23 protein-coding genes are annotated in these 25222 nt (G+C 73.3%); 12 read left to right on the top strand and 11 right to left on the bottom strand.

Annotation, left to right across the window (positions count from 1 at the left end):
• Positions 1-231 precede the first annotated feature (231 nt).
• Complete coding sequence (locus tag BUE43_RS23715; RefSeq protein WP_073487064.1) at positions 232-1752, top strand: leucyl aminopeptidase; 1521 nt, start codon at positions 232-234, stop codon at positions 1750-1752.
• 93 nt (positions 1753-1845) lie between these two features.
• Here BUE43_RS23715 and BUE43_RS32940 read toward each other — a convergent pair whose 3' ends face one another.
• From BUE43_RS32940 to BUE43_RS23735, 3 genes are all read right to left on the bottom strand, one after another.
• The gene (locus BUE43_RS32940; RefSeq protein WP_143174346.1) at positions 1846-3102 is read right to left on the bottom strand and encodes a pentapeptide repeat-containing protein; all 1257 of its coding nucleotides are present in this window, start codon (positions 3100-3102) and stop codon (positions 1846-1848) included.
• Between the two features lie 63 nt (positions 3103-3165).
• The gene (locus tag BUE43_RS23730) at positions 3166-3984 is read right to left on the bottom strand and encodes a PhzF family phenazine biosynthesis protein (RefSeq protein ID WP_073487070.1); all 819 of its coding nucleotides are present in this window, start codon (positions 3982-3984) and stop codon (positions 3166-3168) included.
• A 105-nt stretch (positions 3985-4089) separates the two neighbouring features.
• The gene (locus tag BUE43_RS23735; protein WP_073487073.1) at positions 4090-5007 is read right to left on the bottom strand and encodes a LysR family transcriptional regulator; all 918 of its coding nucleotides are present in this window, start codon (positions 5005-5007) and stop codon (positions 4090-4092) included.
• A gap of 64 nt (positions 5008-5071) precedes the next feature.
• On the opposite strand from BUE43_RS23735, the gene BUE43_RS23740 reads away from it, so the two are divergent.
• Positions 5072-6367: an MFS transporter gene (locus tag BUE43_RS23740; RefSeq protein ID WP_073487075.1), complete on the top strand. Its 1296-nt coding sequence runs from the start codon at positions 5072-5074 to the stop codon at positions 6365-6367.
• Here BUE43_RS23740 and glgA read toward each other — a convergent pair.
• Positions 6346-7530 carry a glycogen synthase gene (gene glgA, locus BUE43_RS23745; RefSeq protein ID WP_073487077.1) on the bottom strand — a complete coding sequence of 395 codons (1185 nt, stop codon included), beginning with the start codon at positions 7528-7530 and terminating at the stop codon, positions 6346-6348. The genes BUE43_RS23740 and glgA overlap by 22 nt on opposite strands.
• Before the next feature lie 150 nt (positions 7531-7680).
• Here glgA and glgC point away from each other — a divergent pair, with 150 nt between their 5' ends.
• Entirely contained in the window at positions 7681-8898 is a 1218-nt protein-coding gene (gene glgC / locus BUE43_RS23750) for a glucose-1-phosphate adenylyltransferase (RefSeq protein ID WP_073487079.1), read from the top strand.
• 234 nt (positions 8899-9132) lie between these two features.
• Here the strand turns inward: glgC and BUE43_RS23755 are convergent, their stop codons facing one another.
• On the bottom strand, positions 9133-9780 hold the full coding sequence (locus BUE43_RS23755; protein ID WP_073487081.1) for an O-methyltransferase: 648 nt from the start codon (positions 9778-9780) through the stop codon (positions 9133-9135).
• 280 nt (positions 9781-10060) lie between these two features.
• On the opposite strand from BUE43_RS23755, the gene sigE reads away from it, so the two are divergent.
• From sigE to tatB, 4 genes are all read left to right on the top strand, one after another.
• Positions 10061-10654 carry an RNA polymerase sigma factor SigE gene (sigE, locus tag BUE43_RS23760; RefSeq protein ID WP_073487083.1) on the top strand — a complete coding sequence of 198 codons (594 nt, stop codon included), beginning with the start codon at positions 10061-10063 and terminating at the stop codon, positions 10652-10654.
• Entirely contained in the window at positions 10651-11433 is a 783-nt protein-coding gene (locus tag BUE43_RS35825) for a zf-HC2 domain-containing protein (protein WP_073487085.1), read from the top strand. Before sigE ends, BUE43_RS35825 begins: the two co-directional genes overlap by 4 nt.
• A 156-nt stretch (positions 11434-11589) precedes the next feature.
• Positions 11590-13206 carry a trypsin-like peptidase domain-containing protein gene (locus tag BUE43_RS23770; protein WP_083960084.1) on the top strand — a complete coding sequence of 539 codons (1617 nt, stop codon included), beginning with the start codon at positions 11590-11592 and terminating at the stop codon, positions 13204-13206.
• A gap of 163 nt (positions 13207-13369) precedes the next feature.
• Positions 13370-13777, top strand: coding sequence for a Sec-independent protein translocase protein TatB (tatB, locus tag BUE43_RS23775; RefSeq protein ID WP_073487087.1), 408 nt, complete (start codon positions 13370-13372; stop codon positions 13775-13777).
• A 252-nt stretch (positions 13778-14029) separates the two neighbouring features.
• Here tatB and BUE43_RS23780 read toward each other — a convergent pair whose 3' ends face one another.
• Positions 14030-15175, bottom strand: a complete 1146-nt coding sequence (locus BUE43_RS23780) for an Mrp/NBP35 family ATP-binding protein (RefSeq protein WP_073487089.1) — start codon at positions 15173-15175, stop codon at positions 14030-14032.
• 137 nt (positions 15176-15312) lie between these two features.
• Here BUE43_RS23780 and BUE43_RS23785 point away from each other — a divergent pair, with 137 nt between their 5' ends.
• The gene (locus BUE43_RS23785) at positions 15313-15804 is read left to right on the top strand and encodes a MarR family winged helix-turn-helix transcriptional regulator (RefSeq protein ID WP_073487091.1); all 492 of its coding nucleotides are present in this window, start codon (positions 15313-15315) and stop codon (positions 15802-15804) included.
• Between the two features lie 100 nt (positions 15805-15904).
• Positions 15905-16321, top strand: coding sequence for an NUDIX hydrolase (locus BUE43_RS23790; RefSeq protein ID WP_073487093.1), 417 nt, complete (start codon positions 15905-15907; stop codon positions 16319-16321).
• A 97-nt stretch (positions 16322-16418) separates the two neighbouring features.
• On the opposite strand, the gene BUE43_RS23795 is transcribed toward BUE43_RS23790, so the two are convergent.
• The 3 genes from BUE43_RS23795 to BUE43_RS23805 all read right to left on the bottom strand — a co-directional run bounded on the left by BUE43_RS23795 (position 16419) and on the right by BUE43_RS23805 (position 18762).
• The gene (locus tag BUE43_RS23795) at positions 16419-16934 is read right to left on the bottom strand and encodes a DUF1003 domain-containing protein (protein WP_073487095.1); all 516 of its coding nucleotides are present in this window, start codon (positions 16932-16934) and stop codon (positions 16419-16421) included.
• A gap of 62 nt (positions 16935-16996) precedes the next feature.
• On the bottom strand, positions 16997-18274 hold the full coding sequence (locus BUE43_RS23800) for a magnesium transporter MgtE N-terminal domain-containing protein (protein WP_073487097.1): 1278 nt from the start codon (positions 18272-18274) through the stop codon (positions 16997-16999).
• Between the two features lie 44 nt (positions 18275-18318).
• Positions 18319-18762 (bottom strand): MarR family winged helix-turn-helix transcriptional regulator, encoded by a 444-nt coding sequence (locus tag BUE43_RS23805; RefSeq protein ID WP_073487100.1) that lies wholly within the window; start codon positions 18760-18762, stop codon positions 18319-18321.
• 49 nt (positions 18763-18811) lie between these two features.
• Between BUE43_RS23805 and BUE43_RS23810 the strand changes: the two genes are divergently transcribed.
• Positions 18812-19276 (top strand): DUF1579 family protein, encoded by a 465-nt coding sequence (locus tag BUE43_RS23810; RefSeq protein ID WP_073487102.1) that lies wholly within the window; start codon positions 18812-18814, stop codon positions 19274-19276.
• Between the two features lie 343 nt (positions 19277-19619).
• Here the strand turns inward: BUE43_RS23810 and BUE43_RS23815 are convergent, their stop codons facing one another.
• Positions 19620-19955 carry a hypothetical protein gene (locus BUE43_RS23815; RefSeq protein WP_234995880.1) on the bottom strand — a complete coding sequence of 112 codons (336 nt, stop codon included), beginning with the start codon at positions 19953-19955 and terminating at the stop codon, positions 19620-19622.
• Positions 19956-20120: 165 nt separating this feature from the next.
• On the opposite strand from BUE43_RS23815, the gene BUE43_RS23820 reads away from it, so the two are divergent.
• Both BUE43_RS23820 and BUE43_RS23825 read left to right on the top strand, forming a co-directional pair.
• A complete protein-coding gene (locus BUE43_RS23820; RefSeq protein ID WP_073487107.1) occupies positions 20121-21080 on the top strand; it encodes an HpcH/HpaI aldolase/citrate lyase family protein in 960 nt (319 codons plus the stop codon).
• 171 nt (positions 21081-21251) lie between these two features.
• A complete protein-coding gene (locus BUE43_RS23825; protein ID WP_143174347.1) occupies positions 21252-24692 on the top strand; it encodes a patatin-like protein in 3441 nt (1146 codons plus the stop codon).
• Here the strand turns inward: BUE43_RS23825 and BUE43_RS23830 are convergent.
• Complete coding sequence (locus BUE43_RS23830; protein WP_073487111.1) at positions 24670-25137, bottom strand: Lrp/AsnC family transcriptional regulator; 468 nt, start codon at positions 25135-25137, stop codon at positions 24670-24672. The two genes, BUE43_RS23825 and BUE43_RS23830, sit on opposite strands and share 23 nt — an antisense overlap.
• Between the last annotated feature and the right edge of the window lie 85 nt (positions 25138-25222).

The raw sequence follows: 25222 nt of genomic DNA on the forward strand, positions 1-25222 counted from the left end.
TCCCCGACATCCGCTCGCGGGATCGAGCTCTGTGGAGTCGAGCCCAGTGGAATCAACCCCGGTGGGATCGGTCTGGTGCGTCGCTCCCCCGGGAGCGGGGCATCGCGCGGGGAGCCGGGGCCGGCACACGTCGTCAGGCCCCTCGTTGTGCGGCATCGTCCCCGACGCGCGTCCCAGCTCCGGGGATCGCCACTCCGCGAGGGAAATCTCCCTCCTGTTAGGAGCGTCACAGTGCCGTCGCCGTTGCCCTCCGTTCCCACGCCGCTGGTCGATGTCCAGATCACGACCGCGCCCCGGCGTGGCGTCCCGCTCGTCGTCGTGGCCCGCCCCGCCGCCGGTGGCGACGGCGCCGGCCCGGAGCTCGGCCCGCTCGCCGACCGCCTGGGCCTGGACGCGCGGTGGCTGGAGCTGGTCGGCGCGACCGGCAGGGCGGGGCAGGCGCACGCGGTGCCCGCGCCGGACGGGTCGCAGGGCTGGCTGGTGGGCCTGGGCTCCGGCGAGTCCCGCGACTGGCGGGCCGCCGGCGCGGCGCTGGCACGAGCCGTGGACGGCCAGGCGGCCAACGAGCACCGGGAGGGCCGACGCCCGGCGCGCGCGGTGCAGGTGGCGCTGCCCGAGGACGTCGACGGCGACGCGGTCGCCGCGTTCACGCTCGGCGCCATGCTCGGCGGCCACGCGTTCCGCGTGACCAACGAGCGCACGCCGCGCACCAAGGAACTGCGGCTGGTCCTGCCGGCCGGCGTTGACGAGACCGCCATGACGGCCGCCGTGCGGGAGGGCCGCGCCCTCGCCGCCGCGACCGGCCTGGCCAGGGACCTGGCGAGCACGCCGTCCGACGTGAAGGACCCGGCCTGGCTGGCCGACACCGCCGCCCGGCTGGCCGAGGCCGCTCCCGGCCTCACCGCCGTGGTGCGCGACGAGGCGTGGCTCCGGGAGAACGGCTTCGGCGGCGTCCTCGCCGTGGGCGGCGGCTCCGCCCGCCCGCCGCGCCTGCTGGAGCTGAGCCACCAGCCGCGCGGCGCGGCCAAGGCCCCGCACCTGGTGCTGGTGGGCAAGGGCATCACCTTCGACACCGGCGGCATCTCGATCAAGCCCGCCGACGGCATGCACCTCATGCGCACCGACATGTCCGGCGGCGCGGCCGTGATCGCCGCCCTGCTGGCGATCGCCGAGCTGAACCTGCCGGTGCGGGTCACCGGCCTGGTGCCGTGCGCGGAGAACCACGTGTCCGGCTCCGCGTACCGCCCCGGCGACGTGGTCCGCCACTACGGCGGAACCACCACCGAGGTGACCAACACCGACGCCGAGGGCCGCATGGTCATGGCCGACGCCCTCGCCTACGCCGTGCACCGCCTCAAGCCGGACCTCCTGGTCGACGTCGCGACCCTCACCGGCGCGATGAAGGTCGCCCTGGGCCTGCGGACCGGCGGCCTCTTCGCCACCGAGGACGAGCTGGCCGAGCGGATCACCGAGGCCGGCCGCCGAGCGGGCGAGGCGTGGTGGCGGATGCCGCTGCTCGACGACCACGCCGCCGACGTCCGCAGCGACCTCGCGGACGTCCGCCAGTGCCCGCCCGGCCCGGGTGGCATCACCGCCGCCCTGTTCCTGCGCGAGTTCACCGGCGGCCTCCCGTGGGCCCACCTGGACATCGCCGGCCCGGCCCGCTCGGACAAGGTCTACGACGAGGTCAACCCGGGCGGCACCGGCTTCGCCGCCCGCACCCTCGTCGAGTTCGCCCGCTCCTACTGCTGACCGCTCTTCCCCGACGGCGCGCCCCGAGGAGATTTCTCGGGGCGCGCCGCGGCTTCTTCTCGTAGTTGCCCTGTTCTTTGTTCCCTGCCGCCCTCACCACTGATTGCGTGTAGGGTCGAATGCCTGATTTCCCAACTGTGCCCCCTTGAAAGAGCCATTGGAGATGAAGGTGGAGTCGTTTTGGTAGCAGAGTTGGGTAAAGTTGGCTCGTTCAAACAAGGCTCCGCTTAGAAAGAGCGTATCACCAAAGGCTGCCATCCCTTTGAAAGTTGCCTCGATGAAGAGCGCTTGCATCATAAATGTAGCATCATAGAAGCTCAGCGCGTTATTAAATATTGCCCCCTCGAACAAAGTGTCGTGAGTGAAAGTGCTTTCGTCGAAACGGACTTCGGCGGCAAAAATTGCTTTATTGAAACTTGCTGGTCCAGTGAAGGTTGAGTAGGTGAAATCAGTCTCGCCACTGAAGGAGGACCTGTCGAAGTTGGCTCTTGTGAATTTCATTCGACTGAACCGCGCGACACCGACGAAGGTCGCCTCAGTGAAGGTGGCGGAGCGAACCCGGCAATCGTCAAGGTTGAAGTCGAGGAGGTGGGCGCCGGTGAGGTTGATTTCGAGTACTTCTGGCCAGAACTTCGGGTTAGTGGGGCTGCCCGCGTCGCCGTAGTCGGGCCGCAGATGGGCGGCGAGAATGCGTTGGGCGGTGAGCCGCACGTCCCGTTCGAGCACGGCCTCCCGGTGGCTGGGCTTGGTAGGCGCGGCGCTGCGACCGGCTGATTTGGCTGGCCGCATTCGTCTGGCCTTGCTGGAGACCAGTGGGCGGTGGACTCCAGTGCCATTCACGTTACTCGGGGTTTCTCGCGGTGGAGTGTAGGGAGTGCGGAGGTAGCCGCACAGCAGATTGACGGTGGTCTGTCTGTGCTCGGGATTGTGCTGGGCCAGGCGCTCCAGTGCGTACAGGGCAGCGAGTCGGACCGTGTGTTTGTCGGAGCCGAGTTGTTCGGCGGCCTTGGTGTACAGCTCGGTGATTCGTCGCTCAGCGGCATCGTGTTCGGTGATCTGGCTGGTGCGTTCGGCGAGGCGGTGGGCCTGTTCGGCGGACCACTGCCGGCGGCTGGCCAACACGAGTGCGGCGACACCGCCCGTGCCGGCGCCGATGCTCAGCGCGGTCTTCACGAGGTCGATGCGCTCGCCAGGTGATGACGGGTCCAGTGTCCAAACCAGCGCTGTGATCGCGATTCCGGTGATCGCCAGCACCGGCAGGACGACCACGGCGGAGAGCCACCACAGCGACTCCGGACGCGCCCGCCATCGCCGTTTTCCTTGCCGCTTGGGCTTTTTCTCCTCACCCACCCATGCATGATCGCCGAAGCCCGGCCCGCGCGAACCGAGTTTCGGCGATCACGACCGTCGGTCTCAGGGCGTGATGTGGAGCTGGCCCGTGTAGGTGGTCAGGGCCTGGCCGCCGAGGAGGACGTGGTCGGCGTGGTCGGCTTGGTCGTCGGAGTGCACGACGGAGAGGCGTCCCTGGCGGGATGACGCCTGGCGGGCCGAGAGAGGGGAGCGGCCCAGGCGTCGTGTCCACAGTGGACCGAGCGCGCAGTGGGTGGAGCCGGTGACGTGGTCCTCGTTGATGCCGAGGTTGGGGGCGAAGACCCGGGACGTGAAGTCCGCGCCGTCCGTGCCGCCCTGGGCAGTCACGTTCACCCGCAGGACCGGGAAATCCCGGAGTCGCACGAAGTTCGGCCGGAGTCGCTCGACCGCCTCCGGCGAGTCGAGTTCGACGACGAAGTCGTGTTCCGAGAGCCCGAACCACACCGCGTCCGGCACGCCCAGGGCGTCGAGAAGTCCGTCCGGGGCAGTCGCCTCCACCAGTTCCACGGCCGGCAACCGCATCCAGGTCTGGCCGTCCTCCTGATGGACTGTCAGCGGCCCTGCCTTGGTGTGAAAGGTGATTCTCTGGTCCGCCGGCACGACTTCGTTCTCCCAAAGGACATGCGCGGCCGCGAGCGTGCCGTGCCCGCACAGGGGAAGCTCCGTGGTCGGGCTGAACCACCGCAGCCCGTAGCCGTCGTCGTCGGACTCCGGCCAGACGAACGCCGTCACCGGTTGGTTGAACTCGGTGCCCACCCGCCGCATCCACGACTCGTCCGCAGGGCCCTCCATCAGGAGGACCGTGGCGGGATTGCCGCCGAACGGCGTCGTGCTGAACGCGTTCACCCCGTAGAACCGCATGGCGCTCCTCGTCTTCACGCCCGGAAGGCGGGCGGGCAGTTGGGACGAGGGGAGTTGCCTTCCCGAGGTTCGGCCAAACCTCCGGTGGCGTGACGCACACCTTGTTCAGCGAAGCGAGGACCGCGCCGACTGCCGGGCGAAGTCGCGGAAGGCGCGCACCGACGGCGTGAGCGGGCGGTCGGCGAACCAGACCATGCCGATCGTGCGGAAGGCGCTGGGGAGCAGGTCCAGCTCGACGGTGCCCGGGAGCGGGGCCGGCCAGGCGCGGCGGACCAGCGCCACGCCCAGGCCCGCCGCGACGAGCCCGCGCAGGGTGTCGGTCTCCTCGCCCTCGAAGGCCAGGCGCGGGGTGATCCCGGCCGCCGCGCACAGCTCGTCGGTGATCTGCCGGAGGCCGAAGTCGGGGGTGAGCGCGACGAAGTCCTCGTCCGCCAGCTCCGCGAGCCGCACCCGCCGGCGCTTCGCGAGTCGGTGCCGCTCGGGGACCAGCACCACCAGGGCGTCGTCCTGGAGGGGCGCCGCCGCGAGGTCGGGGTCGGTGGGCAGTGGTGAGGTGAGCACGAGGTCGACCTCGCCCAGCCGAAGCCGGTCGAGCAGCTTCTCGTGGGAGCCCTGCACAAGGGCGAACCGCACCTGGGGGAAGCGTTCCCGGAAGCCCTGGACCAGGCCGGGGACCAGGGTCTGGCCGAGCGTGTGCAGGAACGCGAGCGACACGTGGCCCCGGTCCGGGTCGACCTCCTCCACCACCCGCCGGCAGCCGCTGGTCACGGCGGCCACGGCGTGTTCGGCGGCGTCGGCGAGGAACCGGCCGACCCGGGTGAGCTGGACGCGGCGGCCGGTGCGCACCACGACCGGGGAGCCGACCTCCTCGCCCAGCGCGGCGAGCCAGCGGCTCACGGTCGGCTGCGGCACGCCCAGCCGCTCCGCGACCCGGGTGATGTGGGGGTCGCGGCCGAGTTCCCGGAGCAGGGCCAACCGGGGCGCCAGTCCCCGGGCCAGGGCTTCCGCGCGTTCATCCAGCACGGTATGGATTCTGGTGCAAAGTTGTATTGGACGCATGGGTTGCCCGTGCCTAGCGTCGCCGTACGTGACTCACCTGGGCTCGGTCGACGCGGAGGCATCCGAACCGGCGTCGCTGCGGCGGATCGGGATCGCGGTGTTGTCGGCGGGACTGGCGGTGTTCGCCCTGCTCTACGCGCCCCAGCCGGTGTTGCCGCAGATCGCGGCGGAGTTCCGGCTCGACCCGGGCGCGGCGTCGCTGACGGTCACCGTCACCACCGCCGCCGTCGCGCTGGCGGTGGTGCCCGTGGCGACGTTGTCCGAGGCCGTGGGTCGGCGCCCGGTGATGCTGGGCTCGATCGTGGCCGCTGTGGTGATCGGCGTGCTGGCGCCCTTCGCGCCCTCGTTCGGCGCGCTGGTGGCGCTGCGCGCGGTGCAGGGGGTGGCGATCGCCGGGCTGCCGGCGACGGCGATGGCCTACCTGGCCGAGGAAATCGGCGCGACGAGCATGGGCTCGCTCATGGGTGTGTACGTCGCGGGTACGACCGTCGGTGGGATGGGCGGTCGGCTGGTGGCTGGTCTCGTCGCCGACGACGTGGTCCTGTCCGGTGCGGGGTGGCGGGGCGGGCTCGTCGCGGTGGCGGTGATGTCGGCGCTGTGCGGGGTGCTGGTCGCCTGGCTGCTGCCCGCGTCGCGGCGGCACCAGCGGCAGCCGTTGCGGGTCGCTCCGCTGGTCGCGGGACTTCGCTCCGCCGTCACCGACCCGGTGCTGTACGGGCCGTACGTCGTCGCCGTGGTGATGGTCGGGGCGTTCGTGGCGGTCTACAACGCGATCGGGTTCCGGCTCGTGGCGGAGCCGTTCGAGGTCTCGCCCGCGGTCGCCGCGTTGGTCTTCCTCGCCTACGCGGTCGGCGGCGTCTGCTCCGCGGCGGCCGGCCGGATCGCCGACCGAGTTGGGCGGCCCGTGGTGTTGCTCAGCGCGCTGGTGATGACCGCGGTCGGGATCGTCATGACCCTGCCGGACGACCTCGGGTGGGTGCTCGCCGGACTCGCGGTGCTCACCGGGGCGTTCTTCGCCGCGCACGCCGTGGCCAGCGGGTGGGTCGGCGCGCGGGCGAACGCCGGGGCCAGGGGACAGGCGTCGTCGGTCTACCTGTTCTCGTACTACCTCGGCAGCAGTGTGGGTGGGTGGCTCGGCAGCACGGTGTACGGAGTGTGGGGGTGGTCGGCGTTGGTGGCCACCACGTGCTGCTGGCTGGCCACGGCTGTCGTCGCGGTGCTCGTGGCGTCCTGGCTGCCGTCCCGTTCTCCGGCGGTGAACCGGGAATCCTCGCGCGAAGTGTGCGATGTGGACAGTTGTGGTCAGGCGAGGACCTCGCGGTAGACGGCCACGGTCCGCTCCGCGACGGACGCCCAGGAGAACTCCGCCACGGCGCGCTGCCTGCCGGCCCGCCCCATCGCCGCCGCGCGCCCCGGGTCGGCGAGCAACTCGTTGACCGCCTCGGCGAGCGCGTGTTCGAAGTCCCGCGCCGTCTGCCCGGTGTACCGCGCCAACAACCCGGTCCGGCCGTGCTCGACGACCTCGGGAATGCCGCCGACGTCCGAGGCGACCACGGCCGTGCCGCACGCCATCGCCTCCAGGTTCACGATCCCCAGCGGCTCGTAGACCGAGGGGCACACGAACACCGTGGCGTGCGAGAGGACCTGGCGGACCTCCTCCTGCGTGAGGATGCGCTGGACCCAGAACACGCCGGGACGCGCGCCAGCGAGCCGGGCGACCGCCGCCTTCGTCTCCTCGGCGATCTCGGGCGTGTCCGGCGCGCCGGCGCACAACACGATCTGGGCGTCGTGGTCGATCAGGTGCGCCGCGGCCACCAGGTGGCCGACGCCCTTCTGCCGGGTGATGCGGCCGATGAACGCCACGGTGGGCCGGGCGGGATCGACGCCGAAGCGCCGCAACGCGTCAGTCTCGGTCACGGGGTAGTACGCGGTGGGGTCGATGCCGTTGCGCACCACGTGCACGCGGGACGGGTCGAGCTCGGGATAGCAGTCGAGGACGTCGGCGCGCATCCCCTCGCTCACCGCGATCAACGCGTCCGCGTCGGAGTAGGCCGTGCGCTCCGCCCAGGACGAGAGGCGGTAGCCGCCGCCGAGCTGCTCGGCCTTCCACGGCCGGCGCGGTTCCAGCGAGTGCGTGGTGACCACGTGCGGCACGTCGTGCAGCACCTTCGCCAGGTGGCCGGCCATGTTGGCGTACCAGGTGTGCGAGTGGACGAGGTCGACGCCGGCCACGGCGGCGGTGATCGACAGGTTCACCGCCAGGGCGTGCAGCGCGGGGTTGGCCCCGTCCAGCCAGCGGGTTCCGTCCAGCACGATCGGGTGGTGATGCGGTCGGGCGCCCGGGACCGCGTCCCGGCCGGGCCCGCCGAAGCAGTGGACGTCGACGTCGACGAGATCCCGCAGCCGGGGCACGAGAAAACCGACGTGGACGCCGGCGCCGCCGTAGACCTCGGGTGGGTATTCACGGGTCAACAGGCCGATACGCACCCTTCTGGAGGTTAGTGCCGGCCGTGCGCGCGCAGGGGCAATCCGCCGTGCTGCGCTCGGGTGAACGTGGGACGGGGGACCGGGTTCCAGCCGGTCACGCCCCGGCTGGTCGGTGGCCGCTCCCCACCGCCCCGGATAGGGTCGGCCCTCGTGAAGGGGCAGCCCCACGTCCTCGGGATCGTGCTGGCGGGCGGTGAAGGAAAACGGCTGTGGCCCCTGACCGCGGACCGGGCCAAGCCGGCCGTGCCGTTCGGGGGGAACTACCGCCTGGTCGACTTCGTGCTGTCGAACCTGGTCAACGCCGGCTACCACCGGCTGTGCGTGCTCACGCAGTACAAGTCGCACTCGTTGGACCGGCACATCTCCACCACCTGGCGGCTGTCCAGCGTGCTCGGCCAGTACATCACCCCGGTGCCGGCGCAGCAGCGGCTCGGCCCCCGGTGGTACCTGGGCAGCGCGGACGCGATCTTCCAGTCGCTCAACCTGGTCTTCGACGAGCGCCCGGACCACATCGTGGTGTTCGGGGCCGACCACGTGTACCGGATGGACCCGGCGCAGATGGTGGAGCAGCACGTCGAGAGCGGGGCCGGCGTGACCGTCGCCGGGATCCGGGTGCCCAGAGCCGAGGCGAAGGCGTTCGGCTGTATCGACTCCGACGCGTCCGGCCGGATCACGCGGTTCCTGGAGAAGCCCGCCGAGCCCCCGCACGTGCCGGACGACCCCGAGGTCACCTTCGCCTCGATGGGCAACTACGTGTTCAGCACCGAGATGCTCGTCGACGCCCTGCGGTCCGACGCCGCGAACCCCGACTCCGACCACGACATGGGCGGCGACATCATCCCGCTGATGGTGGCGCGCGGCGAGGCCGCGGTCTACGACTTCGCGGACAACGTCGTGCCGGGCACCACCGAGCGGGACCGGGGCTACTGGCGGGACGTGGGCACCCTCGACGCCTACTACGACGCGCACATGGACCTCGTGTCCGTGCACCCGGTGTTCAACCTCTACAACCGGCACTGGCCGATCCGCACGGCCACGCCGCCGTTGCCGCCGGCCAAGTTCGTGGAGGGCGGCACCGCGCAGGAGTCGATCGTCGGCCCCGGGTCGATCATCTCCGGGGCGTCGGTCCGGCACTCCGTCGTCGGGTGCGACGTGGTGGTCGAGGCGGGCGCGCACGTCGAGGGCAGCGTGCTGCTGCCCGGGGTGCGCGTCGGGAAGGGCTCGGTCGTGCGCCGGGCGATCCTGGACAAGAACGTGACCGTCGCCGACGGCGCGCAGATCGGGCTCGACGCCGAGGCCGACCGGGACCGCTGGACGGTCAGCACCAGCGGGGTGGTCGTCCTCGGCAAGGGCGTCCGCGCGGACTGAGCCGACGGGGTCGGCCGGGTCGTCCAGGGTCGGCCGCGCGGCGCCGTGCGGTCCGCCGTTTTTCCCGCCGGGTGGGAGTTTCCCGAACAGGTGTCATTGGTTCGGGCGCATTTTCCGGAGAATTCCGCGAAGAACCCGGACGCACCGCCACCGAAGATCAACACATCGGGCGATCCCGGCCTCGCGGCACGTCGACGGAAACGCGGCAGCGGCGTTGCTCGTCCCGGCCGGCGGTCAGAGTTTCGTCACGGCGAGCAGGCCGTCGTCCAGCGGCAGCAGCACCGGGACGAGGGACTCGTCGTCGCGCACGGCCCGCGCGACCTCCCGGATCGCCACGGTCTCCGGGTCACGGTGCGCCGGGTCGGCGACCCGACCGTCGCAGAGGGCGTTGTCGAAGACGATGACTCCGCCGGGGCGCAGGAGCCGCACGCCCTCCTCCAGGCAGCGCGGGTACTCCGTCTTCGCCGCCGCGACCAGGACCAGGTCGTAGCCGCCGTCGGTGAGCCGGGGCAGCACCTCCAGCGCCTGCCCCATGATCAGCCGGGTGCGGCCGGGCGGCACCCCGGCCTCGGCGAAGGCCCGCTTGGCGGCGCGCTGGTGCTCCGGCTCGACGTCGATGGAGGTCAGCACGCCGTCGGGGGCCATCCCCCGCAGCAGCCACAGCCCGCTCACCCCGGACCCGGTCCCGACCTCGACCACCGCCCTGGCCCGCAGCGTGGCGGCCAGGAACCGCAGCGCGGCGCCGGCGCCCGGCCCGACCGACGGGCAGCCCAGCTCGGCGCCACGGGCGCGGGCGGTCTGGAGCACCTCGTCCTCGGTGAGGTAGCCCTCGACGTAGTCCGACACCACGGGCGCGGTGCTGGTCGGCGTTCCGGGGGTCACGAGGGGAGGTTAGCGGGGGTCTGACGGCTTCTCAGGGGGAATGCCCGGGGAAACCCCGACGACGCGCGCCGCGCGCTTTCTCAGACTGTTCTCAGGTCACTCTCACGGTCGCCTCACCGGTGGGCGGAATGCTGAACGCGGAGACGTCGGACTCGCCACGCGCCCGTGGCGCCGGGCCCCGCCGATCGACCTCCTCCCGGAACCCCGGGAACACCGGACCGACCGTGCACGTTGTCGACGAGAGGGCAGACCCGCCCGCCAGGAGGTGCCCCACCCCACGATGCGTACGCTGCCGACCGCGACGCCCGACGTCGCGACCACGACCGCCGCTCCCGCGGAGACGGCCGGCTGGACGCCGCCGTCCTGGGACGAGGTGGTTCGGGAACACGCGGACCGCGTCTACCGGCTGGCCTACCGCCTCACCGGGAACCAGCACGACGCCGAGGACCTCACCCAGGAGACCTTCATCCGGGTGTTCCGATCCCTCGCCTCCTACAAACCGGGCACCTTCGAGGGCTGGCTGCACCGGATCACCACGAACCTGTTCCTGGACATGGCCCGCCGCCGCTCCCGGCTGCGGATGGAGGGCCTGCCCGAGGACACCGACCGCCTCCCCGGCGGCGACCCCAGCCCCGAGCAGGTCTACTCCGAGACCCACCTGGACCCCGACCTGCAGGCGGCGCTGGACGAGCTGCCCCCCGAGTTCCGCGCGGCCGTGGTGCTGTGCGACGTGGAGGGCCTGTCCTACGAGGAGATCGGCGCCACACTCGGGGTGAAGTTGGGCACGGTCCGGAGCAGGATCCACCGTGGCAGGCAGGCTCTCAAGGCGGCGCTGGAGCGCCGTCGCGGCGGTGCTCGGGAGGACCTTGCATGACCCACTTGCGCGGGTGGGCGCTACCGGTGCAACACCTGGCGCCGGACGCCGTCGTGGCCTTCGTCGACGGTGAGCTGTCGCCCACCGCCCACGACCGAGCCGCGGCCCATCTCGCGCGGTGCCCGCGGTGCGCGGCCGAGGCCGCGACCCAGCGGCAGGCCCGCGCGGCGGTGCGCACCGCCGCCGCCCCCCACGTTCCGACCGGTCTGCTGGCGGCGCTGCGGGACATCCCGCAGAACACGGAGCTGCCGCCGGCTCCGGACAACCTGGCCGTGAGCGAGGACGGGCAGCTCGTGGCGGTGCTCCGCCCGCTGCCCGGCCCGAAGGGCCCCGTGCTCGGCGACGGTCCGGTGCTGGGCTCCACCACGCCGCTGGGCGTCGGGTCCGCGGTGCTCGGCCAGCAGCGCAGGGGCCGACGGGGGTGGCAGGGCGCCGGCCTCGTCGTCTCCGGTCTCGTCCTGGGCGCGCTGGCCCTGGTCAACCCGACCGTCTCGCCGGTGGCTGGCGACTCGGACGAGGAGCCCTCCACCGTCGCGCCCGCCAACGCGCGGGCCGTCTTCGGCGCCGACGGCTCCCGCACGGCGTCCCCCTCGCGGCCCGCGCCGCCGTCCTCGTCGTCCCCGGTGTCGACGACGCCCCACGCGCCGACGCCCAGGGCGGCCGCCCCGTCGGACCCGCGACTGCGGGGCGACCCGGCGGTCCTCGGCCAGGACGGCCGGCCCGCCCCCGGCGCGCCGCTGCGCGCGCCCCTGATCAACCCGCACTTCGCCGATCGCTGACCCGGGGGACCCGCTACGCGGACTTCACCTGTCCGGCGGCAGGATGAGGGACGGCACGCGGCTGTGCACACCCCCGTCGGGTGATCTCGGGGACCGGTGTGGGGGTCGCGCCGCCACCCACCCTGTCCGTCCGACCGACCGCCGCCACGGGGAGCGATGAGCCAGCAGCCGCCGAGCCCGCACCAGCCCGAGCCGGCCGCCCGCGCCGAGCAGCCGGGCCCGGCCGCGCCGACTCCGCCGACGGTGCCGTCGGCGTCCGACTCCGCCGACCCCGGCCAGGGCGACGCCTCCGCCGCGCGCCCGCGGCTGCGGCCCCGCCCGGTGGCCAAGCCGCCGGTCGACCCGGCGCAGGCCGCGGTGTTCGCCCGCCCCCGGGACGTCTCGGGCGCGTTCGCGCCCCGCCGCGAGCAGGGCGAGCGGAACGGGCTGCTGCTGACGCCCCCGCCGCCCGAGGTGTTGCAGAAGGCGTTCCGGCGCCCCGCGGGCAGCGAGGACCTGCTGCAGCGGCCGCCGGGGTCCCGGCCCGGTGGCGAGCGCCCGGGGACCGAGCCGGCGTTCTGGGACGAGGAGGCCGAGCGCGACCCGTGGCGCGACCCCGCCGCGGCGGCGGTGTTGGGTCCCCCCGCCGTCGACACCGCCGAGCCAGCCGAGGACGACGCCCGGGCCCGGGCCGAGGGCGCCCGGCTGAGCCTGCGCGAGCTGGTACTCGGGCGGCGCGTCCGGCCGTCGGCGCTGGCCGCGTTGTTCGGCGCGGCGCTGCTCGTCGGGACGCTCGGCGGGTTCCTCGGCCGGCTCACCGCCGAGGAGGGCAGCCCGCTGACCTCGCCGAACGTCACGCTCGCCGAGGTCGCCCCCGGCAAGGAGCGTCCGGCCGGCTCGGTGGCCGACGTCGCGGGCCGCGTCCTGCCCGCGGTGGTGTCGATCGAGGTCGTGGTCGGCAGCGGCGGCAGCACCGGCTCCGGCGTGGTCATCGACGGCGGCGGCTACGTGCTCACCAACAACCACGTGGTCGCCGACGCGGCCAAGGGCGACGCCGCCAAGGTGTTCGTCGTCTTCCACGACGGCAACCGCACGCAGGCCCGGATCGTCGGGCGCGACCCCAAGACCGACCTCGCGGTGCTGAAGGTCGAGGTCCGCAACCCGACGGTGATCCAGCTCGGCAAGTCCGCCGACCTCAGGGTCGGGGACGGCGTGATCGCCATCGGGTCGCCGCTGGGCCTGGCCAGCACCGTCACCGAGGGCATCGTCAGCGCCGTCAACCGGGCGGTGCGCCTGGAGGGCGAGGGCGGCGGCCCGGTCGTGATCAACGCGGTGCAGACCGACGCGGCGATCAACCACGGCAACTCCGGCGGCGCGCTGGTGGACTCCCGGGGCGCGCTGGTCGGCATCAACACCGCGATCCGCACCGCGAGCGAGGGCGGCGGGTCGGTCGGCATCGGCTTCGCCATCCCGGTCGACGACGCGCGGCGCATCGCCGAGGAGCTGATCCGCAGCGGTCAGGTCAAGCACGCCGAGCTGGGCGTGAACACCAAGACCGTGATGGACGGCAGCGGCAGCGGCGCGCAGGTGCAGAACGTCCGCCAGGGCAGCGCGGCGGCCGAGGCCGGCATCGCCGAGGGTGACATCATCACCAAGCTGGGTGATCGCCGGGTGCAGAGCGCCGACGACCTCGTCGTGGCCGAGCACCAGCAGCGGATCGGGCAGCGGGTGCCGGTGCAGCTCGTCCGGCAGGGCCGGCAGATGACGCTGGAGGCGGCGCTCAAGTCCGACTGAGCTGTCGGGCCGGGCTGTTCACCGAAGTCGTTCCGCTGGGTCGTCCCGCTGGGCCGTCCACCGGGGCCGGCGGCCGGGCCGGGTGTGGCGGCCGCCATCCGGACCATCGACCGGTTCCCCCGGCGGGTTACCCTGGGCCCGGTCACGGACGTGGAGGTGCCGGGTGCTGGAGAACATCGGCTGGGGCGAGATCCTGCTGCTCGTCGTGGCCGGGCTGTTCATCCTCGGCCCCGAGCGGCTGCCCTCCGCCGCCGCCTGGCTGGGGCGCACGGTCCGCCAGGTCCGCGAGTACGCGACCGGCGCCCGGCAGCAGCTGCGCGACGAGCTCGGCCCCGACTTCGACCAGATCCGCAAGCCGCTGGAGGACCTGCGCGAGCTGCGCAACTTCGACCCGAAGCGCGCGGTCACCCGTCACCTGTTCGACGGTGACACGGACTACCGGGACACCGACTACCGCGACCCGGGCCTCCCGACGAACAACGGCTTCCAGGGCTACCCGCCGGCGGCACGGCCTCCGCAGCAGCCGCTCCAGCCCGGCGAGCGCCCGCCCTTCGACCCGGACGCCACCTGATCGCCTGACCGACGGTTGATCCCCCGACTGTCGGGTGCGTCCGCCGCCGAGCGGATCGGGTCCGAACGTCGCCTGCACGCGCCGCGCCCGGCGTCCCCACGCCCCACCGCCCCCACCGCGGCGCGTTTTCACGCCCAGTTCGGCCCGCTGGGCGGTTTTGGCGCCTGGCCGGGGTGATCCCCTGCCCCGGCCGGCCAACGCCGAACCAGGGCACGTCAGGAAGGCGACGTGCCCCGGGGCGACAGCGGGGGGTCAGCGACCGGCGGGGCTGACGCTGAGCAGGCGGCCGGCCAGACCGCGCGAGCGGGTCGACAGGCGCTTGGCGACGTCCCGCAGCACCGCGGCGGCGGGGGCCTCCGGGTCGGACAGGACCAGCGGCTGGCCCGCGTCGCCGGCCTCGCGCAGGCGCGGGTCCAGCGGGACCTGGCCCAGCAGCGGGACGTCCGAGCCCACCGCCCTGGTCAGCGACTCGGCCACGGTCTGGCCGCCGCCGGAGCCGAAGACGTCCATCCGGGTGCCGTCGGGCATCTCCAGCCACGACATGTTCTCGATCACACCGGCCAGCCGCTGGTGGGTCTGCAGCGCGATCGCGCCGGCCCGCTCGGCCACCTCGGCCGCCGCCTGCTGCGGCGTGGTGACCACCAGGATCTCCGCGTTGGGGATGAGCTGGGCCACCGAGATCGCCACGTCGCCGGTGCCCGGCGGCAGGTCGAGCAGCAGGACGTCCAGGTCGCCCCAGAACACGTCGGCGAGGAACTGCTGCAACGCGCGGTGCAGCATCGGGCCCCGCCACACCACCGGGGTGTTGCCGGGCGTGAACTGCCCGATGGAGATGACCTTCACGCCGTGCGCCTGCGGCGGCATGATCATGGTCTCGACCTTGGTCGGCCGCCCGGTGGACCCCAGCATGCGCGGGATCGAGTGGCCGTAGATGTCGGCGTCCACCACGCCCACCGACAGACCCCGGGCGGCCATCGCGGCGGCCAGGTTGACGGTGACGCTGGACTTGCCGACGCCGCCCTTGCCGGAGGCGACGCAGTACACCCGGGTGAGCGACCCCGGCTGGGCGAACGGGATCACCGGGTCGGTGGAGTCGCCCCGCAGCCGGCGGCGCAGCTCGGTGCGCTGCTCGTCGCTCATCACGTCCAGCTCGACCCGCACCTCGCGCACGCCGGGCAGGGCGGAGACGGCGGACGTGACGTCCTTGGTGATCTTGTCCCGCAGCGGGCAGCCCGCGACCGTCAGGTACACCGCGACGTCGACGACGCCGTTCTCGCCGACGGTGACATCCTTGACCATGCCCAGCTCGGTGATCGGCCGGCGGATCTCCGGGTCCTGGACGCGGGCCAACGCCTCGCGCACGGCGTCCGTGGTCGGGACGGTCTGGCTGCTGGTCACGGTGCGACCTTCCGACGATCGGTTCGGGTCACGGCCATGCTAGTCGCGTTCCGCGCCTGGTCAGGTGACTGGTCAGTAACCCCCTGGAGATGGGGGCGCTCCGCAGTCATATAGACGCGCTCCGTAACATTTGCACTGTGTCCAAGACCGGAACCGCCCGGTTACCGACGAGAGACGAGCTGTCGGCGTGGCGATCCTTCCTCCGCGCCCACGCTCGGATCACCCGTCGGCTCGAAGCCGAGCTCATCGCCGAACAGCGCCTGTCACTGGCCGCCTACGACGTGTTGGTCCAGCTCGCCGAGGCGCCGGAGAAGCGGATGCGCATGACGGAGCTGGCCGACGCCGTCCTGCTGTCCCGCTCCGGCGTGACCCGGCTGGTGGACAGACTCGAACGGATCGGCCTGGTCTGCCGGGAACGGGCGGACGAGGACGGACGCGGTGTGGTGGCCGTGCTGACCAGGCGGGGGCTGGACCGGTTGCGCACCGCGTCCAACACGCACCTGGCCGGCATCGTCCGGCACTTCGTCTCGGCCGTCGGTGACGAGGAGCTCGACCTGCTGAGCCGCACGTGCGCCCGCCTGGCCAACGGCGACATCCCGGAGGTGCCGACGCGCCACGCGGACCCGTGAGCCGCGCGCCGAGCCCGCGCCCGGACGGCCCAGCCCGGACGGTCCGGACGACGGGGTCCCGACGGCGGGACGCGGGAGCGGCGCGTGCGAGAGTGGGGGTGTGAGTGAACCCCGGGTGATCAGGACCGTGGGCCTGCTGCACGTGGTGGGCCGGCGGCTGCTGGTGGTGCGACCCCGGGGCAAGGGGGCGTTCTACCTGCCCGGCGGCAAGCTGGAGCCGGGCGAGGCGGAGCCGGACGCGTTGCGGCGCGAGGTGCGCGAGGAGCTGGGCGTCGAGCTGGCGCCGGACTCGGTGCGGCCGGCGCGGCGCTACCTCGGCCCGGCCTACGGCGAGGGCGACGGGGTGCTGGTCGACCTGTCCTGCTACACCGCCGAGGTGGTGGGTGAACCCCACCCGTCGGCGGAGGTCGCCGAGCTGGCGCTGGTGACCGAGGACGAGTACCTGGCGCACCCGGAGACCGCTCCGGTGATCGTCGAGCTGCTGCGCGACCTCCGCGGCGCCGGACAGGTCGCCTGAGGGCTCGCCCAGCGGGCCGTCCAGCGGGCCACCCGGCCGCGTTCCGGTGCGGCCGCTCCCGCCCCTGCTCGCCGCCGCCCCCGCTCTCAACTCCCGTTCACTGCTCGCGCTCGTTGGGCCGTCGGCGCTCGTCGTCGAGCACTCCGGCCCTGACCAGGTCCGCGCGCAGCCGGTCCAGCTCGCCCCGCAAGTAGTCCCGGGTGACCCCCTCGCCCACGGCCAGGCGCACCGCCGCCAGCTCGCGGGCCAGGAACTCGGTGTCGGCCTTGGTCCGCTCGGCGCGCATCCGGTCCTCCTCCAACGAGACGCGGTCGCGGTCGTCCTGCCGGTTCTGCGCGAGCAGGATCAGCGGGGCGGCGTAGGCGGCCTGGGTGGAGAAAGCCAGGTTGAGCAGGATGAACGGGTAGGGGTCCCAGGCCAGCGCGGCCGCGGTGAGGTTGACCGCGATCCACACGATGACGATCACGGTCTGCCAGAACAGGAACGTCCCGGTGCCCAGGAAGCGGGCGATGCGCTCGGAGAACCGGCCGAACGCCTCCGGGTCGATGTCGATGGTCATCCGGCGGGGCAGCCGGGGCTGGTCCAGGCGGCGGCGGGTGAGCAGCTCGGGCATCGGTGACCTCCGGTGGTCGCCGGCCGGTCCGGTCCGGCCGGTCGCGTCCGTGGGGGCGGTGGCTATCCGGGCTGGTCCAGCTCCTCGGTCTCCGGCAGGCCGGTCTCCCGCCAGCCCTCGGGCAGCAGGTGGTCGAGCACGTCGTCCACGGTCACCGCGCCCAGCAGGTGCTCCTGGTCGTCGACGACCGGCGCGCACACCAGGTTGTAGGCGGCGAAGTAGCGGGTGACCTCGCCCAGGGACGCGGTCGGCGGCAGCCGCGCGAGGTCGGCGTCCACCGCCCCGGCGACCAGGTGGGACGGCGGCTCGCGCAGCAGCTGCTGGATGTGCACGCAGCCGAGGTAGCGGCCGGTCGGGGTGGCCGACGGCGGCCGGCAGACGAAGACCATGCTCGCCGAGGCCGGCGTCAGGTCGGGGTTGCGGACCAGCGCCAGCGCCTCGGCGATGGTGGCGTCCGGGGTCAGCACCACCGGCTCCGGCGTCATCAGGCCGCCGGCGGTGTCGTAGGAGTAGGCGAGCAGCCGGCGCACCGGCGCGGACTCCTCGGGCTCCATCAGCTCCAGCAGCCGGTTCTTGTGGCGCTCCGACAGCTCGCCGAGCACGTCCGCCGCGTCGTCGGGGTTCATCGCCTCCAGCACGTCGGCGGCCCGGTCCTCGCCGAGGTAGGTGAGGAGGTCCTTCTGGTCGTCCTCGGGCAGCTCCTCGATCACGTCGGCGAGCCGCTCGTCGTCCAGCGCGTCGACCACCTCGTACCGGCGTTTGGGCGGCAGCTCGTGCAACGCGCTGGCGACGTCGACCGCGCGCATGGTGTCGAAGACGGCGAGCAGCTGCTGGGCGCCCTGGGGCTGGCCGGTGATCTCGGCGAGGCCGAGGCCGGAGACCTCGTCCCACGGCAGGACCTGCACCGGGCCCCGCCGGGTCAGCCGGCCGGTGCGCTCCCGCACGGCGAGCCGGGCGATCAGCCAGTCCCTGGTGCGGGTCTGCTCCATCGCCGCGTCGACCACGACCAGCTCCGCGTCGGTGGACCGCTGGCGCACCCGGGCGTCGAGCATCTCGCCGAGCACCAGCAGCTCGTTGGGGCGCTGGTGGAACCGCCGGAGGTTGACCGAGCCGGTCGCCAGGGTGATCGCGTTCGGCTCGATCGCGTTGACCCGCAGCATCGGGACGAAGATCCGGCGGCGGGTCACCAGCTCGACGACCAGGCCGAGCACGCGGGGGGCCTGCCGGGCGATCCGCAGCCCGGCGACCAGGTCGCGGACCTTGCCGATCGACTCGCCGTCGGGGCCGAACACCCCGAGCCCGGCGAGCTGCGCGGCGTAGACCCGGGTCGCACCTCCCACTCGATCAGGCTAACGGCGCGTGGTCGGCCCCGCCGGTCAGCGCGTCAGTCGCTCTCCAGGCGGGCGCGCAGGGCGCGGAGCGCGGCGAGCGCCGTGGCCAGGTCGTCGGGGGGAACGGCGGCGGCCAGCTCGTCGGCCCATGCGGCCTGGGGGGCGGCGAGCGCGCGCAGCGCCCGCGCGCCCTTCTCCGTCATGTGGACCAGTGGCGCGCGCCGGTCCTTCGGGTTGGGCCGGGTGGTCACGAGCTCGTCGTCGCGCAGGCGGTCGACGGTCTGCTGGACGCTCTGCCGGCGCAGCCCGCGCAGCCGGGCGATCTGGGCGACGGTGGCCGGGCCGTGGTTGAGCACCCCGAGGACCTGCCAGCGGGCGCTGGTCAGGCCGTGCGGCGCGGTCATGGTGTCGCCGGCCCTCAGAAACAGGCCGTTGAGGGTGAACACCTCCTCGACGAGCTCGGTGACGGCGTCTCCTCCGGTGGTTCGGCTGGCCATGGTGCTACCGTCGTAGATTGACAGGAGCCTGTCAATCGGGAGGGTGAGGATGGGCGAGGTCCGGCCGGGTCCGGCGCACGAGCGGCTCGGCGTTCTGGTGGGGGAGTGGGTCGGCGAGGAGGAGTTCGCGGCGACGCCGTGGGCGCCGGCGGGGACGGCCCGGTCGCGGCACAGCCTGCGGTCGGGGGTGGGCGGGCTCGCCGTGGTCCACGACTACGAGCAGGCGCGCGGCGGGGGCGACCCGTTCCTCGGGCACGGGTTCTTCACGGTGGACCCGGGGACCGGCGAGGTCGTCTGGTTCTTCTTGGACAGCACCGGTTTTCCGCCGGACACGCCGCTGCGGGGCGACTGGGACGGCGAGGGTGTGCTGCGGCTGGCGAAGACGACGCCGAGGGGGCAGGCGCGGCACGTGTTCCGGTTCCACGGCGACGCGTTCGAGCACGAGATCGACGTCCGGCTGGGGGACGCCGCGGCGTTCTCGCCGTTCGCGCGGGGGCGGTTCCACCGCGTCTGACGCGTGGGGCCGCCGGCGGGTCGGCCCACCGCGCGCTGGGGGTGCGCGGTGGGCCGATCTCTCGTTGTGGCGAGGTTCTTGTCCTGGCTTCAGGTCAAGACCTTGGCTGTGGTCCTGCCTTTTCGGGTGGTTCTTTCACTCAGGGGTGGAGCGGGTTGTCCACAGGGCGGCGAGTTGTCCACAGAGGACGGTGCGGTGCTGGTCGCGCCGTGTGCCGGCCGGATAGGCTGGAGCGGGGCTCGCCCCCCGGGACGGGTGGGGGCTGACCTCGGGGAGGGCGGGCCTGGAACGGCAGCCGGACAGGGCGGCCCGGGCAGATCGGGCGCGGTCGGGGCGCGGGCGCTCAGGCCGGGTCGAGGCGGTAGACCGACTCCCAGCGCGGCGGGGCGTTCAGGCGCGCGGAGGCCAGCGCGGCCGTGGTCTCCTCGTCCGGCTCGACCAGGTGCGCCAGCGCCGTCAGGTCCACCAGGTGCGAGTGCGTGCTCGGCGACCGCAACGTCACCCGGCAGGACACCCCGTCCGCCAGGCCGGGCACCTCCTGCTCCTCCGGCCCGACCGCGACCCAGAGCGCGCCGCCGCGCCAGACCGTCCAGACCAGTCGGGGCGGGTGGTTGGCCGCCGCCACCCACACGGCCCCGGCCTTGCGCAGCGCGGCGTCGAGCACTCGAGTCGTCTCCACCGGTCCAGAATCGCACGGTCTGTGAAAGTCGCCTCAGCGCGTGGCGGGTGCGCCCCGGGCGTGCCAGCATTCGCCGCACATCGAGTTACTCGTCGGTACGGCGTCCCACCCGGCATCGTCGTCGCGCCGGGCTCCTGCCGTCACCCGGACAGGGAGGTCCCGAACGTGGTTGACCGCCAGCGCCCCCGCCGCTCCTGCCTCGCGGTCCCCGGCTCCAGCCCGAAGATGCTCGACAAGGCCCGCGGCCTGGCCGCGGACCAGGTCTTCCTCGACCTGGAGGACGCCTGCGCCCCGCTGGCCAAGCCGGAGGCCCGCAAGAACATCGTGGCGGTCCTCAACGAGGGCGGCTGGGGTGGGAAGACCCGCGTGGTCCGGGTCAACGACTGGACCACCGAGTGGACCTACCGCGACGTGGTCGAGGTCGTCGAGGGCGCGGGCGCGAACCTGGACTGCCTCATGCTGCCCAAGGTGCAGACCGCCGAGCAGGTGCACGCCCTGGACATGCTGCTCACCCAGGTCGAGAAGACCATGGGCCTGGAGGTCGGCCGGATCGGCATCGAGGCGCAGATCGAGAACGCCAGGGGCCTGGTCAACGTCGACGCGATCGCCGCGGCCTCGCCCAGGATCGAGACGATCATCTTCGGCCCGGCCGACTTCATGGCGTCCATCAACATGAAGTCGCTGGTCGTCGGCGAGCAGCCGCCCGGCTACGACGTGGGCGACGCCTACCACTACATCCTCATGCGCATCCTGATGGCCGCGCGGGCGCACGACGTGCAGGCCATCGACGGCCCCTACCTCCAGATCCGCGACGTCGACGGCTTCCGCCGGGTCGCCGGCCGCTCCGCCGCGCTGGGCTTCGACGGCAAGTGGTGCCTGCACCCCGGCCAGATCGAGGTCTGCAACGAGGTGTTCAGCCCGCGCCAGGAGGACTACGACCACGCCGAGAACATCCTCGACGCCTACGACTGGTTCACCTCCGAGGCGGGGGGCAAGCGAGGCGCGGCCATGCTGGGCGACGAGATGATCGACGAGGCGTCCCGGAAGATGGCCCTGGTGATCAGCGGCAAGGGCCGCGCGGCCGGCATGACCCGCACCGACCGCTGGACGCCGCCGGAGGACTGATCCCGATCACGTCGACGCCGGGCGGGCCTCCGTGTTGATCACGGGAGGCCCGCCTTGCGTGGGGCGGGAGTTCGCCTTCCGTTTCCACTCCAGCGAGTGATGACTGCTCCAGGTGGGTGAAACCTCGGCGCGGTCGGCCTTCACGCGCGCGGGTGGGTCCACTGTGAGGACGTGGACCCCCTCCGCCCAGCTCCCGGCTACGCGGGTTGGAACCGGCAGGAACTCCGCCTCGCCCTCGCCATGCGGGGCGGGGTCAGCCTCGCGGTGTGGATCGGCGGCGCGGTCGCCGAGGTCGACCGGCTGCGGTCGACGACGAACCAGGACCCCGACCACCCCTGGGCGGCGTTGGCCCGGTTGGCCGGCTACGACTCGGTGAGCGTCGACGTCCTCACCGGAGCGTCCGCCGGCGGCCTCAACGGCACCCTGCTCGCGGCCAGCCTCGTCTACGGGTTCCCGTTCACCGACACCAGGGACGTGTGGGTGCGCCTGGCCGACCTGGAGGCCATGTGCCGCCCGGTGCCGGGCCTGGTCTCGCTGCGGCCGTTCCGGCTGCTGCCCCGCCCGCAGTCGGTCCTGGAGGGCGACGACTACTTCCAGGCCCAGCTCGCCAGGGAGCTGGGCCGGCTGACCGCCGGCGGGCCGCGCCGCCCGTCCGCCGACCGGCTGGACCTGCTGCTCACCGCGACGCTCATGGACGCGGTGCCGGTGCTCTGCCGGGACGACCGACTCGGCGCGATCCACGAGTGGCGGCGCACGGCCTGGTTCCGCTTCCGGCACCGGGGCGCGCCCGGCGACCCGCTGTCGCACTTCGCGTCCTTGGCCGACGCCGGCCCCACCCTCCGCCGGCTCGCGCTGGCCGGGCGGTCGACGTCGTCGTTCCCGATGGCGTTCGAGCCGGCCACGGTCTTCTCCCGGCCCGACCCGCCCGACGGCAACCCGGACATGCGGGGCGTGTTCTCCGAGACCGCGCCCTCGGGCGGCTCCCCGTTCGGCGTGATCGACGGCGGGGTGCTGGACAACATCCCGGTGAGCGCCGCCGTCCGGGCGGTGGCCGCCGCGCCCGCCGACGGCCCGACCGAGCGGTGGTTGCTCTACCTCAACCCCGACCCCAGCGTGGGGGAGACCGGCGGCACGCCGGCCACCCCGCTGACGATCTCGGCCCTGCCCACCGCCCTGCGCGCGGTGACCACCCGGTTCACGCAGGAGTCGCTGCTCGCCGACATCACGGAGCTGGAGGCGCACAACCGCGAGGTGCGCTGGTTCGAGCTGCGGGCGGAGGCGATCTACGCGCCGCTGGCCGCCGCCGGGCCGGCCGACCGCCCCGCCCGGCTGGCGGAGCTGGCCGCCCAGGTGCGGCCGGAGCACGCGCGGGTGCTGGCCGGCACCGTCGCGGAGAAGGTGTTCCGCGCGCTCACCGAGCCCCGCGTCCGGCAGCACGGGCTGCTGGGCGATCCCCCGCCCGGGGACGTGCTGGCCGGCTGGGCGCCGCACGTCCGCGCGATGCTGGCCGGTCGGCTCGACGAGCACCTGGTCCGGCACGCCGGGCAGCACCCCGAGCGGACCTTCGACGACCTGAGCGCGCTGGACGCCGCCGTCGAGCTGTGCGTGCGCTGGGCCAGGGAGCTGGAGCGCTGGGTGCGCGCCCCGGCCCTGGCGAAGGTGGGGGCCGTGAAGGCCGACCTCTACCGGGTCCGGCAGGTGCTCTCGGTGTTGGAGGAGAACGTCGAGCACCACTGGCTGGAGAGCGCGATCTCCCGACCGGTCACCGATCCCGCCCGGTTGTCGGAGTGGATCGACGGCGCGGCGCGCGAAGCCGAACGCCGTCAGCACGCGCTCGCCGCGTCGGTGGGTGCGGCGCTGGACGCCGTTCTGGTCGGTGGTGGCGAGGACTTCCAGCGTCGGCTGGTCGCGTTGGCTGACGCCCTGAGCGCCGAGTCGGAAGAACTGTCCACAGTGGACGAAAGTGGCGGGGTCGACGCGGTCGCGGTGGTGCGGGAAGCGGTGCACCGCCTCGTCGACCGGCTGGCGGACGCCGCGCCCCCGCGCCGCGCGACCGAGCCGGTCATCGCGCGCCAGATCGACCCCGGCTCCCGGCCGGAACTGGTCGGCCACGTGATGTTGGAGGAGGCCGAGCCGGCGCGCCGGCCGGAGGTGTTGGCGGGACTGGTGGTCCTCACCGTCCCCCTGCGGATCGGCGAGGTGTCCAACGGCCGCATCGCGTTCCTGCGGGTCGCCAGCGACGCGGAGACGTCGCTGCCCTTCCGCGCGCTGCGGGGCGATGCCGACCGGCTCACCCCCGAGGAGAAGCTGTGCGGCGTCGACATGGGCAACTTCGCCGCCTTCTGCTCGGGCGCCTGGCGGGCCAACGACTGGATGTGGGGCCGGCTCGACGCCGTCACGAGCCTGGTCGCGCTGCTCACCGACCCCGACCGGCTGCGCAGGTTCCACAGTGGACGCGACGTGGACGACCTGCTCTCCGAGATCGCCACGATCGCCACCAGTCCCCCCACGCCCGGCGAGCTGGGCGCCGTCGCCGTCAGCCGGGACGACGCGGACGAGTGGCGGCAGTTCCTCACGGAGCGGTGGGACGAGCGCGTCGACGCGGTGCGCGCGGAGCTGGTCAACCTCCTCGCGGAGACCGGGCCCGCGCAACCGCCGGCGTTCCCGCTGACCGCGCTGCGCGCCGCGCTCGTCGAACGCCTGCACTGGGGCATCGCAGCCGTGGAGATCCCGTTCGTGCGGGAGCTGGTGTGCCGCACGGGCGACGACTCCGACCCGCCGCCGCAACCGGTCCCGCCCGCTCCGGGCCGGCTCGTCGAGGACGTGGCGCGCTACGACGTCGGCCGGCAGAAGGTGCGTGACCTGGGGGAGACCCGGGTCACGCGGATGGCCATGCGGCTGGGCATGGTGGCCTACCGCTCGCTGCGGCCGAGGAGCTCGCGGCCGGCCGCGCTCGGGATTCGCGCCACCATGACGGCGCTGCGGCCGTTGTGGCTGATGCTCCTGTTCGCGGTGGCCGCGCCGGAACGACTCCTGTTCACGCTGGGCCTGTCGGTCGGGACGTGGCTGTGCGCCCAGTGGTCCAGTGTGGACGGTGGGCGCACGTGGTCCCGGCTCCCGCTGGTGTCCGAGCTCGGGCAGACCCGGTGGGACGTGCCGCGAACACTTCTGGCGGTGGTCGCCGCCCTCTGCGTCGTCGTCTCGCTGTCCGCGAGTTGGTCGAGACTGACCCGCCGGCCACCCGCGCACTGCCCCCGGCGGCCGGTCGTGTTCCCGCTCCTGGCCGTGGTCCTCGTGGTCGGCGGATTCGTCGCGGCGCTGTTCGGCGTGCTGCTGGGCCCACTCGCGGTCACGTTGTCCGCGTTGCTCGCGACGTGGGTCGGGACGTTCTGGATGCGACCACTGGCGAGGCTGACGACCACGGTGCTGGCGGTCGTCTGCTACCTCGGCGGCGCGATGCTGTTCGCCGACCTGGGGCTGCCGATCGGGTGGTGGCTGGTCGCGGCGACGGCGGCGTCCTGGTACGTGGTCGCCGTGCTCACCGCCGTCGTCGACGTCCTGCCCAGGGTGCCGGGACGCGGCACCGCCCTCAGACCGACCGCGGCTCGCTGACCACCCGGGAGGGCAGCGGCGACGAGTAGACGACCGACGTCGTGATCGAGCCGAGCGCGGCGATCCGGCCGGCGACCTCCTCCAGGTGGCGCATGTTCCGAGTGGCCACGGTCATGACGAAGCAGTCCTCACCGGTGACGTGGTGGCACTGGAGGATCTCCGGTGTGCGCTCCAGCTCGGTGTGCAGTCGGCGGTAGTTGCCGGAGGGATAGCGCAGCCGGACCACGGCCTGCACCCCGTACCCGACCCGCTCCAGGTCCACCTCGGCCCGGAACGCCCTGATGACGCCCGCCTCCACCAGCCGGCGGACCCGGTCGGTGGCCGCCGTCGCGCCCAGGCCGACCCGGCGGCCCAGCTCGGAGTAGCTCAGCCGGCCGTCCTGCTGGAGCTCGGCGAGAATCCGCCAGTCGGTGCTGTCCAGGGGAAACGTGGAATCCGCTGTCATGCCCGCACACTACCGGGCATCTCCCACCAGAACGGCGCGTCTGGCGTGAGTATGCCCTGTAAGCTGGGCTTTTCACCGCATAGTT

Source organism: Streptoalloteichus hindustanus (assembly GCF_900129375.1).
GTDB lineage: Bacteria > Actinomycetota > Actinomycetes > Mycobacteriales > Pseudonocardiaceae > Streptoalloteichus > Streptoalloteichus hindustanus.

Coding starts and splice junctions, on each gene's coding strand:
- BUE43_RS23770 (WP_083960084.1), top strand. CDS start 11,590: ATGAGCCAGCAGCCGCCGAGCCCGCACCAGCCCGAGCCGGCCGCCCGC.
- BUE43_RS23730 (WP_073487070.1), bottom strand. CDS start 3,984: ATGCGGTTCTACGGGGTGAACGCGTTCAGCACGACGCCGTTCGGCGGC.
- BUE43_RS35825 (WP_073487085.1), top strand. CDS start 10,651: ATGACCCACTTGCGCGGGTGGGCGCTACCGGTGCAACACCTGGCGCCG.
- BUE43_RS23795 (WP_073487095.1), bottom strand. CDS start 16,934: ATGCCCGAGCTGCTCACCCGCCGCCGCCTGGACCAGCCCCGGCTGCCC.
- BUE43_RS23810 (WP_073487102.1), top strand. CDS start 18,812: ATGGGCGAGGTCCGGCCGGGTCCGGCGCACGAGCGGCTCGGCGTTCTG.
- sigE (WP_073487083.1), top strand. CDS start 10,061: ATGCGTACGCTGCCGACCGCGACGCCCGACGTCGCGACCACGACCGCC.
- BUE43_RS23830 (WP_073487111.1), bottom strand. CDS start 25,137: ATGACAGCGGATTCCACGTTTCCCCTGGACAGCACCGACTGGCGGATT.
- BUE43_RS23805 (WP_073487100.1), bottom strand. CDS start 18,762: ATGGCCAGCCGAACCACCGGAGGAGACGCCGTCACCGAGCTCGTCGAG.